Annotated in this window: 14 protein-coding genes; all 14 read right to left on the bottom strand. The window is 64.1% G+C overall.

Annotated features, from left to right (window positions below):
• Positions 1-243 precede the first annotated feature (243 nt).
• Positions 244-1,863, bottom strand: coding sequence for a GMC family oxidoreductase (locus tag MHI61_RS02865; RefSeq protein WP_239789406.1), 1,620 nt, complete (start codon positions 1,861-1,863; stop codon positions 244-246).
• A gap of 2 nt (positions 1,864-1,865) precedes the next feature.
• A complete protein-coding gene (locus MHI61_RS02860; RefSeq protein WP_239789320.1) occupies positions 1,866-3,395 on the bottom strand; it encodes an FGGY-family carbohydrate kinase in 1,530 nt (509 codons plus the stop codon).
• An 86-nt stretch (positions 3,396-3,481) separates the two neighbouring features.
• Positions 3,482-4,324: a class I fructose-bisphosphate aldolase gene (locus tag MHI61_RS02855; RefSeq protein WP_239789319.1), complete on the bottom strand. Its 843-nt coding sequence runs from the start codon at positions 4,322-4,324 to the stop codon at positions 3,482-3,484.
• Positions 4,297-6,045 carry a glycerol-3-phosphate dehydrogenase/oxidase gene (locus MHI61_RS02850; protein WP_239789318.1) on the bottom strand — a complete coding sequence of 583 codons (1,749 nt, stop codon included), beginning with the start codon at positions 6,043-6,045 and terminating at the stop codon, positions 4,297-4,299. Before MHI61_RS02850 ends, MHI61_RS02855 begins: the two co-directional genes overlap by 28 nt.
• Positions 6,046-6,056: 11 nt before the next feature.
• On the bottom strand, positions 6,057-7,052 hold the full coding sequence (locus MHI61_RS02845; protein ID WP_239789317.1) for an aldo/keto reductase: 996 nt from the start codon (positions 7,050-7,052) through the stop codon (positions 6,057-6,059).
• Positions 7,049-8,056 carry a sugar-binding transcriptional regulator gene (locus MHI61_RS02840; RefSeq protein WP_064685329.1) on the bottom strand — a complete coding sequence of 336 codons (1,008 nt, stop codon included), beginning with the start codon at positions 8,054-8,056 and terminating at the stop codon, positions 7,049-7,051. The genes MHI61_RS02845 and MHI61_RS02840 overlap by 4 nt, the downstream gene beginning before the upstream one ends.
• Position 8,057: 1 nt before the next feature.
• Positions 8,058-9,047: an ABC transporter permease gene (locus tag MHI61_RS02835; protein ID WP_239789316.1), complete on the bottom strand. Its 990-nt coding sequence runs from the start codon at positions 9,045-9,047 to the stop codon at positions 8,058-8,060.
• Positions 9,048-9,069: 22 nt separating this feature from the next.
• A complete protein-coding gene (locus MHI61_RS02830; RefSeq protein WP_239789315.1) occupies positions 9,070-10,596 on the bottom strand; it encodes a sugar ABC transporter ATP-binding protein in 1,527 nt (508 codons plus the stop codon).
• Between the two features lie 62 nt (positions 10,597-10,658).
• Positions 10,659-11,687: a substrate-binding domain-containing protein gene (locus MHI61_RS02825; protein ID WP_239789314.1), complete on the bottom strand. Its 1,029-nt coding sequence runs from the start codon at positions 11,685-11,687 to the stop codon at positions 10,659-10,661.
• 181 nt (positions 11,688-11,868) lie between these two features.
• The gene (locus MHI61_RS02820) at positions 11,869-12,483 is read right to left on the bottom strand and encodes a thiamine phosphate synthase (RefSeq protein WP_239789313.1); all 615 of its coding nucleotides are present in this window, start codon (positions 12,481-12,483) and stop codon (positions 11,869-11,871) included.
• Complete coding sequence (locus MHI61_RS02815; protein ID WP_097607628.1) at positions 12,480-13,253, bottom strand: thiazole synthase; 774 nt, start codon at positions 13,251-13,253, stop codon at positions 12,480-12,482. Before MHI61_RS02815 ends, MHI61_RS02820 begins: the two co-directional genes overlap by 4 nt.
• A 1-nt stretch (position 13,254) precedes the next feature.
• Complete coding sequence (gene thiS, locus MHI61_RS02810; protein WP_088393589.1) at positions 13,255-13,452, bottom strand: sulfur carrier protein ThiS; 198 nt, start codon at positions 13,450-13,452, stop codon at positions 13,255-13,257.
• A complete protein-coding gene (gene thiO / locus MHI61_RS02805) occupies positions 13,449-14,423 on the bottom strand; it encodes a glycine oxidase ThiO (protein ID WP_239789312.1) in 975 nt (324 codons plus the stop codon). The genes thiS and thiO overlap by 4 nt, the downstream gene beginning before the upstream one ends.
• Positions 14,424-14,425: 2 nt before the next feature.
• Positions 14,426-16,258: a phosphomethylpyrimidine synthase ThiC gene (gene thiC / locus MHI61_RS02800; RefSeq protein WP_239789311.1), complete on the bottom strand. Its 1,833-nt coding sequence runs from the start codon at positions 16,256-16,258 to the stop codon at positions 14,426-14,428.
• Positions 16,259-16,278: the final 20 nt, after the last annotated feature.

The raw sequence follows: 16,278 nt of genomic DNA, 5'->3' as shown, positions 1-16,278 counted from the left end.
GAAGCAGTTTGCCGCGGCCGGCGCTGGTAGTTGAGGCTTTCGCGCTTGGAAATAGAATGTAACCGGCTACATGCGAATCTGGCGTAAGTTCTATTATGGAACTCGATTATGGGGGCGAACGCGAAACGGCTGGGACAGTGCTCGTCGCGCCTAAGCCAACGCCACCGAGATATCGATGCAGAGCCGCTCTGGCGGGCATCGAGCGACGCGACGGCCGGTTGGTTGCGCGAGGCATGGTCCTCTCTAATCGCCTTTGGTGATCGCTTCCGCCGCCTTCTCCGCAATCATGATCACCGGCGAATTCGTATTGCCGGAAACGATCGTCGGCATGATCGAGGCATCGACGACCCGGAGCTTGGCCACGCCGTGCACGCGCAGCCGCGTGTCCACCACCGCCATCGGATCGCCGCCCATCTTACAGGTGCCGACGGGATGGAAGATCGTCGTGGCGATGTCGCCGGCGCGGCGGATCAGATCGTCGTCGCTCTCATATTCCCGGCCCGGCAGCATTTCCTGCGGGTTGAAACGGGAGATGGCCCTCGTCTGCATGAGGCTGCGGGCGTGGCGGATGGATTTTGCTGCAAGCAGCCGGTCGCCGGCGGTTGAAAGATAGTTCGGGCGAATTTCCGGCGGCTGGCTGGCGTCGCCTGTCGTGACATGCACGGTGCCACGGCTTTCCGGCCGGAGATTGCAGACGGAAACCGTGACCGCGGGATAGCGGTGCAAGGGCTCGCCGAGCCGATCGGTGCTGAGCGGCTGGACATGATATTCGAGGTCCGCCGTGGCGACGGCGGGATCGCTTTTGGCGAATATGCCGAGCTGGCTCGGCGCCATGGAAAGCGGGCCTGACCGGTTGACGGCATATTGCAGGCCCATGCCGGCGCGGCTGAAGAGGCTGTGATAAAGCTGGTTCAGGGTGCGCGCGCCTTCGATCTTAAAGACCGTGCGGATCTGCAGGTGATCCTGAAGATTTTCGCCAACGCCCTTCAGGGGGTGACGAACCGGAATATCAAGGGCCGAAAGAACTTCCGGCCGGCCGATGCCGGAGAGTTCTAGGATTTTGGGTGAGTTGATGGCACCCGCCGACAATACGACCTCGCGGGAGGCGCGGGCGTTACAGAGTTGGCCGCCAAGCCGGAAACGCACTCCGGAAACCGCCTTGCCGTCGAACTCCAGCCGTTCCGTCTCCGCGCCCGTCAGGACGCGAAGGTTCCCGCGCTTCATCGCCGGCCGCAGGAAGGCTTTCGTCGTGTTCCAGCGCAGGCCGCCCTTCTGGTTGACCTCGAAATAGCCGGAGCCTTCATTGTCGCCGTCGTTGAAATCGTCGGTTTTCGGGATGCCGAGTTCTTCCGCTGCATCGCGGAAGGCGTCGAGGATCGGCCAGGAGAGGCGCTGGCGCTCGACGCGCCATTCGCCGCCGGCGCCGTGCACGGCGGATTTGCCACGGTAATTGTCTTCCGACTTCAGGAAATAGGGCAGAACATCGTCCCAGCCCCAGCCGGCGTTTCCGGCCTGCCGCCATCCGTCATAATCGGCCGCCTGCCCGCGCATGTAGATCATGCCGTTGATCGACGAACAGCCGCCGAGAAGTTTTCCGCGCGGATAGTTCAGTGCGCGGCCATTGAGGCCGGCCTCGGCGGCCGTCTTCATCATCCAGTCGGTGCGCGGATTGCCCATGCAGTAGAGATAGCCGATCGGCACATGGACCCAGTGATAGCGGTCCGTGCCACCAGCCTCGAGCAGCAGCACTCGATTCCCAGGATCGGCCGAGAGCCTGTTTGCCAGAACACAGCCGGCGGAGCCGGCGCCGACGATGATGAAGTCGTAGCTTCCCTCGTCTATCGGCGTTTCATTGCCTTGCATCGTCACGCTGCAGCTCCCGTCGCCGTAGGTTCGGCTGCCGAAAGCCGCCGCCAGAGCGGCGCCATGGCTTCCGCTATGTCATTGCAGAGCGCGTAGCGCCGGTCGTAATGCGCGGCGAGCGCGGCATTCGGCCGATAGTGCCGGTCGATACGCACCATGGCATCCGCGCCTTCCGTGAAATCGGCAAACAAGCCCACTCCGGTACCTGCCGCGATCGCCGCACCGAGAGCCCCGGTCTCCCTGGAGCTGGCGACCGAAACCGGCACGCCGAGCACATCGGCAAAGATCTGCGGCCAGAGGCGACTGCGCGATCCGCCGCCGGACAGCACCGCCTGGTCGAAGGTCGCCCCCGCTCCGCGGAGCGTCTCGACGTGTTGGCGGTGGCCGAAGGCAACACCTTCAAGAAGGGCGCGGATCAGGTGTCCCTTGGTGTGCCAGCCGGCAATGCCGTAAAAGCCGGCCCGTGCATGGCCGTCCTGCTGGGCGCCGTAGAGATAGGGATGATAGAGCGGGTCGTCGGCAGCCGGCTGGATTTCCGCCGCCAGTGCGCAGCAGGCGTCGAAGGGCGAGACGCCCTCCGCATGCTCACCATCGAAAAATTCCCGCACCAGCCATTCGAGATTGGCGGCCGAAGTGGCACTGTTTTCCATCGCCATGTAGCGCGCGCGATCGAAGGTCGAGGACATGAAGACGGGTCCGCCGAGATCAGGCCCGTCGATGATGACCTGGTTGATGCTCCAGGTGCCGGCGATGATCGAGGCGCTGCCGGTGCGCGAGACGCCCGAGCCGAGGGCCGAGGCGACGACGTCGAAGAGCCCGCCGACAACTGGCGTGCCGGCGGCAAGGCCGGTCTCCGCCGCTACCTCTTCCGTCACCTTGCCGGCAATGTCGGCGCTTTCGATCAGCCGCGGCAGCAGGTCCATGCAGTCGCCAAGGCCATAAGCTTCCATCAGTGTGCGGTCATAACGGCGGGCGGCGAGATCGAGCAGCCCGGCCCCTGACATATCCGACATCTCGCTGACACGCTCGCCGGTCAGCCGGTTGACGACGAAATCCTTGGAGTAGAACACCGTGCCGATGCGCTGGAAAATCTCCGGTCGATGACGTTTCAGCCAGGCGAGCAACGTCGGTGTCTGCGAGGGCCAGGGCCGTTGGCGGGCGATCGGATAGGTGCGGTCGCCGACAGCCTCGGCCGTCCATTCCTCGACGAGCCCGGTCGCCCGCGTATCGAGCGACTGGATGCCGAGGAAGGGTTCGCCATTGCGATCCAGCGCATACAGCCCGTTGCCGTGACCGGCGCAGCCGATTGCGGCGATATCAGCCGCAGCAATGCCTGCCCGGTCGAGGCAGGTGCGGATGACGCGTTTGGCGTTGGCCCAAAGCTCGCCGAGATCCCGCTCGACATGGCCGGGACATGGCATGCGGCTATGCCCCTCCTCTCCCGCATAGGCCACTTCCCGGCCGGCGCGGTCGAAGATCACCGCCTTGATGACGGTGTTGCCGGCGTCGAGCCCCAACAGATATTCTCCCATTCCGAACCCCTCCCAAGGTTCTGTCATTGCCTGCGCAATTCCAAAGATAAACCGCTTCACGCTTTTCCGGGAATTGCTTCAGCACCTCAGCCTTGCTGATAGATTGCAACGGCTTCTTCGCCGCTCGCATCCTGGTGGATGATCGCCATCAGCCCGCGCACGACGGCGCTCGGATTGGCATGCTGGTAGATGTTGCGGCCATAGACCATGCCCATCGCGCCCTGCCGCATCAAGGCGGCCGATTTGGCGAAGACGGCGGCGAGATCCTCCTTGCCGCCGCCGCGCACCAGCACCGGGCATCGTGCCGCCTCGACCACGCGGTGGAAATCCTCTGCATTCGTCGTCGGATCGGCCTTGACGATATCGGCGCCCATTTCGCGCGCGAGCCGCGTCAAGGTGACGATCTTGTCGGCATCACCATCGACCATGTAGCCGCCGCGCTCGGTGACCGGCTGCATGACCAGCGGTTCGATCATCAGCGGCATGCCGTATTTCTCGCAGTCCGCCCGGACTCGCGAAATATTCTCAACGCACTGGCGAAACAGATCGGGCTCATCCGGCAGCATGAACAGGTTGACCACCACGCAGGCGGCATCCATCTGCAAGGCCCCGACCAGCGGCTCCGCTTCATTCTGCAGCACCGCCCACATGTCGCGGTGGCGGATGCGGTTATAAGGATTGCCCATGTCGATGCGCATGACGAGCGCCGGCTTGTCCTTGCCGGGCAGATCCTGCAGCAGATCGGCCTGGCCGTAATTCATCTGGATCGCATCCGGTCCCGCATCGACCAGCGCCTTGACGACGGCCGGCATGTTCTCCAGCCCGTCGAGAAACGACGGTTCGTTGCAGACGCCGTGATCGATCGCCACATCAAGGCAGCGGCCGTTGCCGAACAGCCGGTTCATCCGGACCTTGCGGTTGTCTCGCATAATTCACTCCTTCGTTCGTTCCTTGCGGAAAGGGTTGCTTCGGCGACGCCGTGGCGCTCGCGCATGATGGTGAGGAAGCGGACGCGCTCTTCGGCGGCGCGCTCAGCCGACCAGCCTCTTTCGGCGACCAGCAGGCCGAGCACGGCGTCAGCCATGTCGAGCGAGAGCTCGCCGGAAATTGCCAGTGTCGTGCGGCGCAGCAGCAGATCGTCGAGATGCTCGACGGCTTCGGCGCCGATCAGATACTGGATTTCTCGAAGGCTGTAGCCGGCGTGCGGCAGAGAATGGTCGGGCCCTGCCGCGATGAAGCCGGCGACATCGTCTGCATCGGTGCCGTAGCGCTCGAAGAGGATTGCGGCGCGATCGATGGAAATACCGGTCGAGGCCGCAAGATCACGAACCCAGCCGCCGCCATCTTTGGGAAATGCACGTCCGCCGCCAAATGCCCTCTCCGCCGTATCGATGCGCCGGTGCCGGCCGAGCCATTCCAGCGCCATGTCGGCCGCCATCTCACCGAAGGAGCGGAACGTCGTCCACTTGCCGCCGATCATGCAGAGCACGGGCGGGCCGCCATCATGGCTTTCGATCAAGGTGCAGAAATGATCCCGCGGAATCCGCCCGGTAAAACTGTCCTTGCTGGCCGGCAGCGGGCGCACCCCGGCGAACTGGAAAACGATCTCTTCCGGCCGGATGCGAATGCCGGGCAGCACGAAGGCAAGCGACTGCAGGATGTAGTCGCGCTCGTCAGTCTCGCAGCGCACAGCGCCGGGGTCATCGACGCGAATATCCGTCGAGCCGACCAGCACCTTGCCGAGATAGGGAAAGAGGATGCAGATGCGCCCGTCCTCGTTCTCGTAATAGATCATGTGCCCGTCGAGCATGTCGCGAAGCGCTGGATTGTCGATGATGAGGTGCGACCCCTTGGTGCCGCCCATCAGCGGGGCAGGCCGCGCGCCCTCGGGAAAGAGCGATCCATTGGCGATGTCGATCCAGCCCCCGGTCGCGTTGACGACCAGCCCGGGCTGGATGCGAAACGTCTCCCCCGCGATGCCGTCGCGCAGCAGGAAGTCCCCCACCCCGGCCTGCTCGATCGTCGCATAGTTCAAGGCCCGGGCATTCGGACCGGCAGACAGGCCGTCGCCCAGCAACTCGATGCCGATCCGCTCCGGATGGCTCACCCAGGCGTCGTAATAGGTGGCGGAGCTGCGGATCCCAGGATTGAGCGCCGCCCATTTTGCCAGAGTCGCCCGGCGTCCGCGGAACTGGTGGCGGGGCATCAGCGCGCGTTTGCGCGTCAGGAAATCGTAGATTGCGAGGCCGGTCTTGATGGCCACGGCGCCGCGGCGGCTCGGGCGACGGGTGAGACCGAGGAAGCGTACGATACCGTTGGCGAGGCCGGAGAAGACGTCGAAAACAGGGACCGTCGTCGGCAAGGGCGCCACATAATGGGGGGCGTTGCGCAGCAGCCGGTCTCGCTCGACGAGAGACTCCTGCACGAGGTCGAATTCGCCATTCTCCAGATAGCGCAGCCCGCCATGGACCATGCGCGAGAGGGCGGCACTCGCACCGGAGCAATAGTCACCCTGCTCGACGAGCAGCACGTTCACGCCCTGCAGCGCCAGCTCGCGGAAGACGCTGAGCCCGTTGATGCCGCCGCCGAGGACGCAAACGTCCACCTTCGGGCTTTGGCGAAGCCCGTCCATTGTTTCGACTCGGTTCATGATGGCGTCCGTTATCCGTCCATGGTGGCGAGCTGCGCCGATATGGCAGTGTCGATGGCGGCGAGATCGGCGGTTGAAAGGCGAAGCGTTCCGGCCCCCGCATTGTCGAGCGCCTGCGCCGGGTTTCTTGCGCCGCAAAGCGCGAAGGTTACGCCGGGCTGTGCCAGCGTCCAGGCGATCACCGTCTGCGCGATGCTGGCGCCGTGGCGCTCCGCGACAGGCCGGATCGCCTCGGCAAAATCCTTGGCTTTGCGGCGGTTGGCGACGGAAAAGCGCGGATTGTCCTTGCGCTGATCGTCGCCGGAAAACACGCGCTCGGGCCCGATGGCGCCGGAAAGCAGGCCGAGCGCCAGTGAGGAATAGCTGAGCGTCGATACGCTGTTGGCGATGGTGAGCGGCAGCAGGTCCGCCTCGATCTGCCGATCGATCATGCTGAACCGCTCCTGGATCGCATCGAGCGAGCCGGTCGCGATATATTGTTCGAGCTCCGACCGGCTGACGTTGCTGGCGCCGACGGCGCGGATCTTTCCGGCCTGTTTCAGCTCTTCAAGCGCCGCGACGGTCTCCTGGACCGGCGTCGTCGGGTCCTGCCAGTGGGTGATGTAGAGGTCGATATAGTCCGTGCCGAGGCGGCGCAGGCTTTCCTCCACCTCGTGAATGATCGAGTCTCGCCCGAGATAGCGGTGCACCGGCTTGCCGTCCTGGTCGAAGAAATGGTTGCCCTTCTGCGTATGCCACACCAGCCCGCATTTGGTGGCGATCACCGCCTTGTCGCGGCGTCCGGCGAGCGCCTTGCCGACGATCTCTTCGGATCGGCCCAGGCCGTAGGCCGGCGCCGTGTCGATGAGGGTCACGCCGGCATCGAGCGAGGCCTGGATCGCGGCGATGGATTGCGCCTCGTCTGTGCCGCCCCACATCCAGCCGCCGATTGCCCAGGTGCCGAGGCCGACGGCCGAGGCCTTGACCTCGGAGCGGCCGATTTCGCGGGTCAATTGTTCGCCGCTCATGCGGAAAATCCTTCCTCGGATGCGAGTTCAAGAATGCGCGCGCCCGTCGCCTCGTCGGTGACGAGCGTATCGAGGTGGTTGCCGCGCAGGATGCTGAGGATCGGTCCGGCCTTGTTCGGGCCGCTTGCGACGCCGATCTTCGTCGGGATCGAGGCGAATTCCGGCAGCGTCAGCGAAACCAGCGACCGGTTCAGGCTGTAGTCGCAGACGCGGCCGTGATCGTCGAGCAAATGGGCGAGCAGTTCGCAGCTGGCGCCCGAACGCTCGATTGCCGCGCGATCGGTGCTGGAGGAAGGGTGAAGGTCGTAATAGCTCGAATCATCGGTCAGGATCGAGCCGATGCCGACCACGGCGACCTTCGCTTCCCGCGCCCGCCGGAAGACGTCGGCGACGGAGCGCATGTTGATCAGCATCGACCGCTGCTCGGCGTCATCGGCAAAGAGCGGCGCGTGGATCTGGTAGGAGCGCCCACCGAGCCGGTCGGCCATCAGGGTCGAGACGTGGTTGACGTCGGTATAGTGTTTGCCCTGCACGCAGCCAGTGGCCGGGATGACCTCGACATCGAAGCGGCGCGGCGCCTGCAGGCCGGCGACGACGGCGCTGACGCCCTTGCCGCCGGTGATGCAGATCGTATCGCCATCGGCGATTTCTTCGAGCAGCAGGCGGGCTGCCGCCTCGCCGACCGCCTGCAGCGCGGTCTGCGGATTGTCGGAGACGGTCGGGACCACGACCGCGCGGCTGATGCCGCCGAGCGCCAGAAGCCGCTCCTCCATATCAACAAGCGGTTCGATCGGCGATTTGATCTTGATCTCGACCAGGCCGAGCTGACGGCCCCGCTTGATGAGACGGTTGACGGTGGCGTGTGAGATCCCGAGCTGATCGGCGATCTGCGCCTGCGTCAGACCCTCCAGAAAATGCAGGACGAGGGCCTGGTGCATCTGGCGGGCGATGACGATTTCTTCGCGCGGGGCTGTCGTCCTGGGTTTCAGTTTGGCGATCGGCATGTCAGGCGGCCTTCCGCTTGTGCAGGAAATGATCGATGGATACGGCGGCAAGCAGGATGCATCCTTTGATCATGTCCTGCCAATAGACGGAAACGTTTAGCAGGATCAGCGACGAGGTGACGAGGGAAAGAAGCGCGATGCCGAGAATGGCCCCGAGGATGGTTCCCGAGCCGCCGTTCAGCGAGGCTCCGCCGATCACCGCGGCTGCGATGATGTTCAGCTCCATGCCGACGCCGAACGTGGGTGTCGCCGCCCCGAAGCGGGACATGTAGATGACACCGGCGACGCCGGCGAGCGTCGAGCACAGCACCGTCACCCAGAACTTCACCTGGTTCGTCTTGATGCCGGAATAGAGCGCCGCCTTTTGATTGCTGCCCGTGTAGAACACCTTGCGGAAGGCGGTCGCCCGGCGCAGCAGGAAATCGAACAGCATGACGACGGCGACGAAGATCAGGATGACATAGGGGATGCCGTAGAACGTGCCCTGCCCCACCGCCTTGAAGCCGGCCGGCAGCGTGAAGAGCGAGAGCGGCGTGCCCTTGGTGATGATGAGGCAGAGGCCACGCACGATCACCATGCCCGCCAGCGACGTGATGAAGTGGTTGAGACCGACGACCGTCACGAAGAAGCCCATGATGGCGCCGATGGCGCTGCTGGCAAGAATACCGACAAGCGAGGCCGTCCACGGATCGAGCCCGGCGAGAAAGAGCGAGCCCGAGAGCACCATCGCGAAGCAGACGACGGAGCCGACCGCAAGGTCGATGCCGCCGACGATGAGCAGGATCGTCATGCCGACGACGACGATGCCCTCCACGGAAAAGCTCATCAGCATGGCGCGGAAATTGCCGAGCGTCAGGAAGTGCGGCGAGGCGAAACTCATGATGATGCCGAGCGCCAGGATGATCGCGATCAGCCCTGCCTCGCGCATAGTGCCGATGCGCTTGAAGGACGACGTCCTGGGCGGGCCTGCCGCCATCGTGTCGATTGCCATTTCCCTCTCTCCCATTTTCTCTTCACGCGGCATGATCTGCCGCCCTTGCGCTGCCCATGCCGGAAGCAAGGCGGATCACGGCCTCTTCCGACATCTCGTCGGCACCGAGCTCTCCCGCGATGCGTCCCTCGCGGACGACCAGCAGACGGTCGGAAAGGCCGAGCAGCTCCGGCATTTCCGACGAGATGACGATGATGCCGATGCCCGAGCTTGCGAGCTCGCGCAGCAGCCGGTGGATCTCCGCTTTTGCGCCGACATCGATGCCGCGCGTGGGCTCGTCCATCAGAATGACTTTCGGCTTCACCGCGAGCTGCTTGGCAATCGCCACTTTCTGCTGGTTGCCGCCGGAAAGCGATTTCACCGGCGCCTCGATGCCGCTCATGCGCACGGCAAGCCTTCGGGCAAAATCATCTGCTAGCGCGGCTTCCGCGCGGCCGTTCAGCAGGCCAGCCGAATTGGTAAGCGCCTTCAGATCCAGCACCGATATGTTCTGCGCGACGGACATTTCGAGAAAGATGCCCGACCCCTTGCGGTCCTCGGACAGGTAGACGATGCCGGCTTTCACCGCATCCGAATAGGCGCGTATCGGACTCACGTCGCCGTGCAGGCGGACGGTTCCCGCCGTGCGCGGCCGCAGCCCGCAGATGCCTTCGGCGATTTCCGTGCGGCCGGAGCCGATGAGGCCGCCGATGCCGAGGATCTCGCCCTTGCGCAGGCCGAAGGTGACGTCGTGAAAACGCACCCCGTCACTGATGCCGTCGACCTCGAGAATGATCTCGCCTGACGTTTCGCCGGCGCCGAGCTTGTCGGGATAGAGCTGCGTGATCTCGCGGCCGACCATGCGGCGCATCACATCGTCAGGCGTCACGTCGGCAATGCGGTCGGTGCAGACGTAGCGGCCGTCACGGAACACGGTGACCCGGTCGCAGAGGCGGAAGATTTCCGCCATGCGGTGGCTGATATAGATGATCGAAATGCCGTTCGCCTTGAGGTCGCGGATGATCGAGAAGAGCTGTTGCGCCTCGGTCTCGGTCAGGGCTGCCGTCGGTTCGTCGAGGATCAGCACGCGGCAGTCGAGCGTCAGCGCCTTGGCGATCTCGACGAGCTGCTGGCTTGATATCGGCAGGTCGGCGACCTTGCGGCGGACATCGATTGCGGCAAGCCGGTTCATCACCGCCTGCGCATCGCGCTCCAGCCCGCGATAGTTCATGAGCGGCGCCCGGCGGCGGTTGGTCGCCGCCATGAACATGTTTTCAGCGACCGTCGCATCCGGGCAGAGCGCGATTTCCTGGTGCACCAGGCCGATGCCGAGCGACTGGGCGCCGGCGGGGGAGGAAATGCGCACAGCCTTGCCGTCGACGCGGATTTCGCCATCGGTCGGCTGCAGCACGCCGGCGATGATGTTCATGAGCGTCGACTTGCCGGCGCCGTTCTCGCCGCAAAGTGCATGGACTTCGCCGCGTTCGAGCGTGAAGTCGACATCCGTCAATGCCTTCACCGCCCCGAAATGCTTGGTGACGCCATGAATGGTGAGCACGGGCTCCGCCATCATCTTCCTCCCTCTCCATCTCGGCCATCCGCACCGAAAAGTGCGGATGGCCTGTCGGGGTCTTATTCCTCGATGCCCTTGGTGCCGCGATGCTTCAGATACTTGTCCCAATAGAAGTCGTCGGCATTTGCGGCGGTCACGATGGAGAGGCCGTTGTCGACGACCGGGATGCTCATCGGGTTGAAGCCCGAGCGCTTGGCGTCGTTCATCGGGTCGATCAGTTCCGGGTGCTTGGCGAGCCACAGCAGCATGAAGCCCATATAACCCTGCATGCCCTGGTTGGGGTTGATCGAGCCGAAGACTTCGCCAGCCTTGATCATGTCGAGAATGTTGGCATTGACGTCGGCGCACATGACGAGAACCTTGCCGCCGGTTTCCTTGTTGGCCTGCGCGGCGCCGATCGCCGAGTTCGCTTCCGGCATGAAAACCGCCCCGAGGTTCGGGTTGGCCTGAATGAGGCTCGAAAGCCCCTGGTAGGCCTTGGTCGGATCCTGGTTGGATGCGGCGCGGCCGACGAGCTTCATATCCGGCCACTTCTCTTCCATGCGGGCGATGAAGGCAGCGATGCGCTTGTCGTGGTTGTCCTGGCCGGGATTTTCCAGAACGGCATATTCGCCCTTGCCGCCCATCTTCTCGGCGATCGCATCGGCGGCATAGGTGCCTTCGCGGGTGTTGTCCGAGGTGATGAAGGAGACGCGCTTGGACAGCGGCGAGTCGGCTGCAAAGGTGACGACCGCCGTGCCTTGGCCGATGGCGCGGTTGATCGGCTCGATGAACGGGTCGGAATTCATCGGATGCACGAGAATGCCGGCCGGATTTTGCGCCAGCGCCTGGTCGAAGGTGGCGATCTGCTTGTTGACGTCATATTCCGGTGTGCCGCTATATTCCGTTTCGCAGCCGAGTTGTTGCCCCGCCTGCTTGAACATCTCGTAAACCGGGAACCAATATTCGACGCCCGAAACCATGACGTTCATGACGTATTTTTCGCCCGGCTTGCAGCGGAACGGGTTTTCCGTTCCCGCGCTTGCGGCGCCGGCGATAAACGTTGCAGCAAGAACCGCCATTGCGGTCGTGGTGAGTAAAGTGCGCAAGAGTCCTCCTTGAGGCCGAAGCCTCTCCCAAAAGCCCGAGGGCGCCGAAAAGCGCCGCTGATCGTGTTGAAGTCCGGACTTCCTCCTCGACGTCCGGTATGGGCAGCTAAGCGTAAAGCTCGAGGGCTGTCAATATAATTCACGACATGAAATATATTTCAGCAAGATCAGGTGCGGCGTCTCAACCGACAGATCGCCAAGGTGCGGTCGCGGCCAGCCACTGTCGTGTGCGGGCCTCGGGATCCGGATTGCGGGTGATATCGGTGACCACGGCAGCGCTATCGGCGCCGTTTTCCAATACCAGCGGCGCGCGTTCGGCGGTGATCCCGCCAATGGCCACGAGCGGCATTGGTCCGACGCGCCGCCGCCAGTCCGCAAGGCGTTCGACGCCTTGCGGCGCCCATTTCATTTCTTTGAGGATCGTCGGCCAGACCGGCCCAAGGGCAACATAGTCCGGCGCGGCGGCCAGCGCGGTTTCTAGTTCTGATGGATCGTGCGTGGAAAGGCCGAGCTTCAGGCCGGCGCGGCGAATGGCAGCCAGATCGGCCGCCATCAGGTCTTCCTGCCCGAGATGAATGAAATCGCATCCCTCGTCGATCGCCATCCTCCAGTAATCGTTGATGATCAATTGGCAGCCCGCTGCCACGCAGGCGGCTTTCGCACGCCGGATCTGCTCGCGAAGCACCGGCTCCGGCCGGTCCTTGATGCGCAGCTGGACGAGTTTGACGCCGAGCGGCACGAGACGCTCGATCCATTCGGCGCTGTCGACGATGAGATAGAAGGGGTCGAGCGTCATGAGAAGACGGCCTTTCCGATGACGGGAGTGGAAGGAACGGCCATGTCGCGCGGCTCCAGCGGCACGGCGCCATGCGCGAGGCGGCCGGCATCGATGGCAAGTGCGAAGGCCTCGGCCATGGCGGCAGGGTCGCTTGCGCCGGCAACGGCGGTGTTGAGAAGAACGGCGTCGTAACCGTACTCCATGACGGCGGCGGCATGCGACGGGCGGCCGATGCCGGCATCGACGATGAGCGGCACGTCAGGAAAATGTGCTCGGAATGACCGCAGCGCCATCGGGTTCACCGGTCCCATGGCGGAGCCGATCGGCGCGCACCAGGGCATCAGGATGCGGCAGCCGGCCTCGAGCAGCTTTTCGGCGACGACAAGGTCGTCGGTCGTATAGGGGAAGACCTGAAAGCCCTCCCCGGTCAGGATGCGTGCCGCTTCGACAAGGCCGAAGACATCGGGCTGCAGCGTATCGTGATGGCCGATCACTTCGAGCTTGATCCAGTCGGTGCGGAAAACGTCGCGCGCCATCTTCGCCGTCAGCACAGCCTCCTGCACGCTGTGGCACCCGGCCGTATTCGGCAGCACCCGCACGCCGAGCTCGCGGATCAGCTCGAAGAAGGCGCCGCCCGCCTTGCCGCCGGCGGCCTCGCGCCGCAGCGAGACGGTGACAATTTCGGCCTTCGAGCGTCTCACGGCTTCTGCCAGGACGGCGGGCGATGGGTAGCGGGCGGTGCCGAGCAGCAGCCGGGAATGGACCTCGACGTCGTAGAGTTTCAGCATGTCAGCCTCCCTGCATCGGTGAGAGAATTTCAATGCGGTCGCGCTCGCCGAGCACGAAATCGGCGCGATCCTCGCGGTGCACCAGTTCGCCGTTCACCGCGGTTGCGAGCCACCCGCCTTCGTAGTCCAGAGCGAGAAGCAGATCTGCGAGCGTCGCGGCCGCGACCTCCTGTTCCTCGCCATTGATGATGAAGGTCATGACGCAGGTCCTTGTTCTGTGAGAAGACGCCGCGCGACCTCTGCGGCCATGGCCGGCGCCAGCAGAAAGCCGTGGCGGTAGAGGCCGTTGACATGGAGGGTGCGTCCCTCCTGCGTCACGCGCGGCAGATTGTCGGGATAAGCGGGCCGCACGCCTGCGCCGGTTTCCGTAACCCGTGCCTCGCCGAAGGCGGGATGCAAGGCGTAGGCGGCGTTCAGCAATTCCATCAGCGAACGCGCGGTAATCGGGCCGGCATCGTCGCTTTCGATCATCGTCGCCCCGACCATGAAGCGGTTTTTTTCGCGCGGCACGATATAGATCGGGTGGCGCGGATGCAGCAGGCGGACGGGGCGGGAGAGACTGACCTCGCCTGTTTCGATGCAGAGCATCTCGCCTCGAACACCGCGCAATCCAGGCAGCCGGCCGATCTGGGCGGCACCGGTGCAGTCGATTACCCGGTCATAATGGGCAAGATCAGCTTCGCCCGTGACGCCGAGCATGAGACGCATGCGGGCGTCCTCCAACCCTGCGGCCAGGGCGGCGAGCGCCTGCCGTGGATCGAGATGCGCTTCCTGCCGGAAGAACAGCGCCCTGCGGAAGCGGCCGGCGAGATCAGGCTCCAGAGCGGCGATCGCCGCCTCGTCCAGCCATTCCCATCCGCTTGTCCGGCGGGAAAAGCGGTCGAGCTCGCCGGCATCGCGCCCGCCCGCCACGACAAGCGTTCCCCGGCGATTGACATGGCCGGGCAATGCCGCCTCCCACCAATCGGCGGCAAGGCGACCGAGCGTCAGCACCGGCTCCTCCGCACTTTCCCGTTCGCACCACGGCGCCAGCATGCCGCCGGCAAAGCCGGATGCGCCGGCGCCGGCCTTGTCGGCCTGCTCCGCAAGGGTGACGCGGAAGCCGTGGCGATAGAGCTGCCAGGCAACGGTGAGGCCGGCAACGCCGGCCCCTTTGACGAGAACGCGCATGGTCATTCTCCGGCGGGAGTTTTCGCGACCTCTGCGACCGGCATGTAGAGATCGCCGCCATCGCGGTACTTGGCCGCCATCGCTTCCAATCCCTCTTTCTGAGCTTCGGCGCGAATGTCGTGGGAAATTCGCATGGAGCAGAATTTCGGGCCGCACATCGAACAGAAATGCGCCACCTTGTGCGCCTCCTTCGGCAGGGTCTCGTCGTGGAAGGAGCGGGCCGTATCCGGGTCGAGGGAGAGGTTGAACTGATCCTCCCAGCGGAATTCGAAGCGCGCGCGCGACAGCGCGTCGTCGCGGATGCGGGCGGCCGGATGTCCCTTGGCGAGATCGGCGGCATGGGCGGCGATCTTGTAGGTGATGACGCCGGTTTTGACGTCGCTGCGGTCGGGCAGCCCCAGATGCTCCTTCGGCGTGACGTAGCAGAGCATGGCCGTGCCGAACCAGCCGATCATGGCGGCGCCGATACCGGAGGTGATGTGATCATAGCCCGGCGCGATGTCGGTCGTCAGCGGTCCGAGCGTATAGAAGGGGGCTTCGCCGCAGACCTTGAGCTGCTTGTCCATATTCTCTTTGATCTTGTGCATCGGCACATGGCCGGGGCCCTCGATCATCACCTGGCAGTCCTTCGCCCAGGCAATCTTGGTCAGCTCACCGAGGGTTTCGAGTTCGGCAAATTGCGCTGCGTCATTGGCGTCCGCGATCGACCCCGGACGCAAACCGTCGCCGAGCGAGAAGGAGACGTCATAGGCACGGCAGATGTCGCAGATTTCCTCGAAATGCTCGTAGAGGAAACTCTCCTTGTGGTGATGCAGACACCATTTGGCCATGATCGAGCCGCCGCGTGAGACGATGCCGGTGACGCGATTGACCGTGAGCGGGATATAGGCCAGCCGCACGCCGGCATGGATGGTGAAATAATCGACGCCCTGCTCGGCCTGTTCGATCAGCGTATCCCGATAGACTTCCCAGGTCAGATCCTCGGCAATGCCGTTCACCTTCTCGAGCGCCTGGTAAAGCGGCACCGTGCCGATCGGAACCGGCGAATTGCGAATGATCCATTCCCGGATGTTGTGAATGTTGCGGCCGGTGGAAAGGTCCATGACCGTGTCGGCGCCCCAGCGGATCGCCCAGACCATCTTCTCCACCTCTTCCGCCATCGACGAGGTGACCGCCGAATTGCCGATATTGGCGTTGATCTTCACTAGGAAATTGCGGCCGATGATCATCGGTTCGGATTCGGGGTGGTTGATATTGGCGGGGATGATCGCCCTGCCCTCGGCGACTTCCCGCCGCACGAATTCGGGCGTCACGAAATCCGGAACATGCGCGCCGAAGCTCTCCCCGTCGCGCGCGAGCGCCTCCCTCGCGGCCTGCCGGCCGAGGTTTTCGCGGATCGCGATAAACTCCATTTCCGGGGTGACAATGCCGGCACGCGCATAGGCGAGCTGGGTGGCGGCGCGTCCGGCCTTTGCCTTTAGCGGCGTGTTGCGAATGGGAAATTCAGGCGTCAGCCGCTCGCCGGTGGCAAAACCATTGTCTTCGGGCTTCACCACCCGGCCTTCATAGCCTTCGACGTCGCCACGCGCCCTGACCCAGGCTTCGCGCAAACGCGGCAGCCCGGCGTCAATGGAAACCACATGGGCCGGATCGGTATAGAGGCCGGAGGAATCATAGACCGTAACCGGCGGCTCGCCGGAGGTCGGGTGAAGGCTGATTTCGCGCATCGGCACGCGCAGATCCGGATAGAGCGTTCCGGGCTTGACGATCTTGGTCGAGGCCGGAAGCGAGCCGGTGGTGACGACGGGAGTAAGCTGGGGTGCAACAATATTCATGGATGAGGCTCCAAGGTTTG

It is taken from the genome of Rhizobium sp. K102 (assembly GCF_022385315.1).
GTDB classification, from domain to species: Bacteria; Pseudomonadota; Alphaproteobacteria; order Rhizobiales; family Rhizobiaceae; genus Rhizobium; species Rhizobium croatiense.
Note: the sequence above shows the minus strand (reverse complement) of the source record. Positions and strands in the feature narration are given on the sequence as shown.

Coding starts and splice junctions, on each gene's coding strand:
- MHI61_RS02865 (WP_239789406.1), bottom strand. CDS start 1,863: ATGCAAGGCAATGAAACGCCGATAGACGAGGGAAGCTACGACTTCATC.
- MHI61_RS02860 (WP_239789320.1), bottom strand. CDS start 3,395: ATGGGAGAATATCTGTTGGGGCTCGACGCCGGCAACACCGTCATCAAG.
- MHI61_RS02855 (WP_239789319.1), bottom strand. CDS start 4,324: ATGCGAGACAACCGCAAGGTCCGGATGAACCGGCTGTTCGGCAACGGC.
- MHI61_RS02850 (WP_239789318.1), bottom strand. CDS start 6,045: ATGAACCGAGTCGAAACAATGGACGGGCTTCGCCAAAGCCCGAAGGTG.
- MHI61_RS02845 (WP_239789317.1), bottom strand. CDS start 7,052: ATGAGCGGCGAACAATTGACCCGCGAAATCGGCCGCTCCGAGGTCAAG.
- MHI61_RS02840 (WP_064685329.1), bottom strand. CDS start 8,056: ATGCCGATCGCCAAACTGAAACCCAGGACGACAGCCCCGCGCGAAGAA.
- MHI61_RS02835 (WP_239789316.1), bottom strand. CDS start 9,047: ATGGCAATCGACACGATGGCGGCAGGCCCGCCCAGGACGTCGTCCTTC.
- MHI61_RS02830 (WP_239789315.1), bottom strand. CDS start 10,596: ATGGCGGAGCCCGTGCTCACCATTCATGGCGTCACCAAGCATTTCGGG.
- MHI61_RS02820 (WP_239789313.1), bottom strand. CDS start 12,483: ATGACGCTCGACCCCTTCTATCTCATCGTCGACAGCGCCGAATGGATC.
- MHI61_RS02815 (WP_097607628.1), bottom strand. CDS start 13,253: ATGCTGAAACTCTACGACGTCGAGGTCCATTCCCGGCTGCTGCTCGGC.
- thiS (WP_088393589.1), bottom strand. CDS start 13,452: ATGACCTTCATCATCAATGGCGAGGAACAGGAGGTCGCGGCCGCGACG.
- thiO (WP_239789312.1), bottom strand. CDS start 14,423: ATGCGCGTTCTCGTCAAAGGGGCCGGCGTTGCCGGCCTCACCGTTGCC.
- thiC (WP_239789311.1), bottom strand. CDS start 16,258: ATGAATATTGTTGCACCCCAGCTTACTCCCGTCGTCACCACCGGCTCG.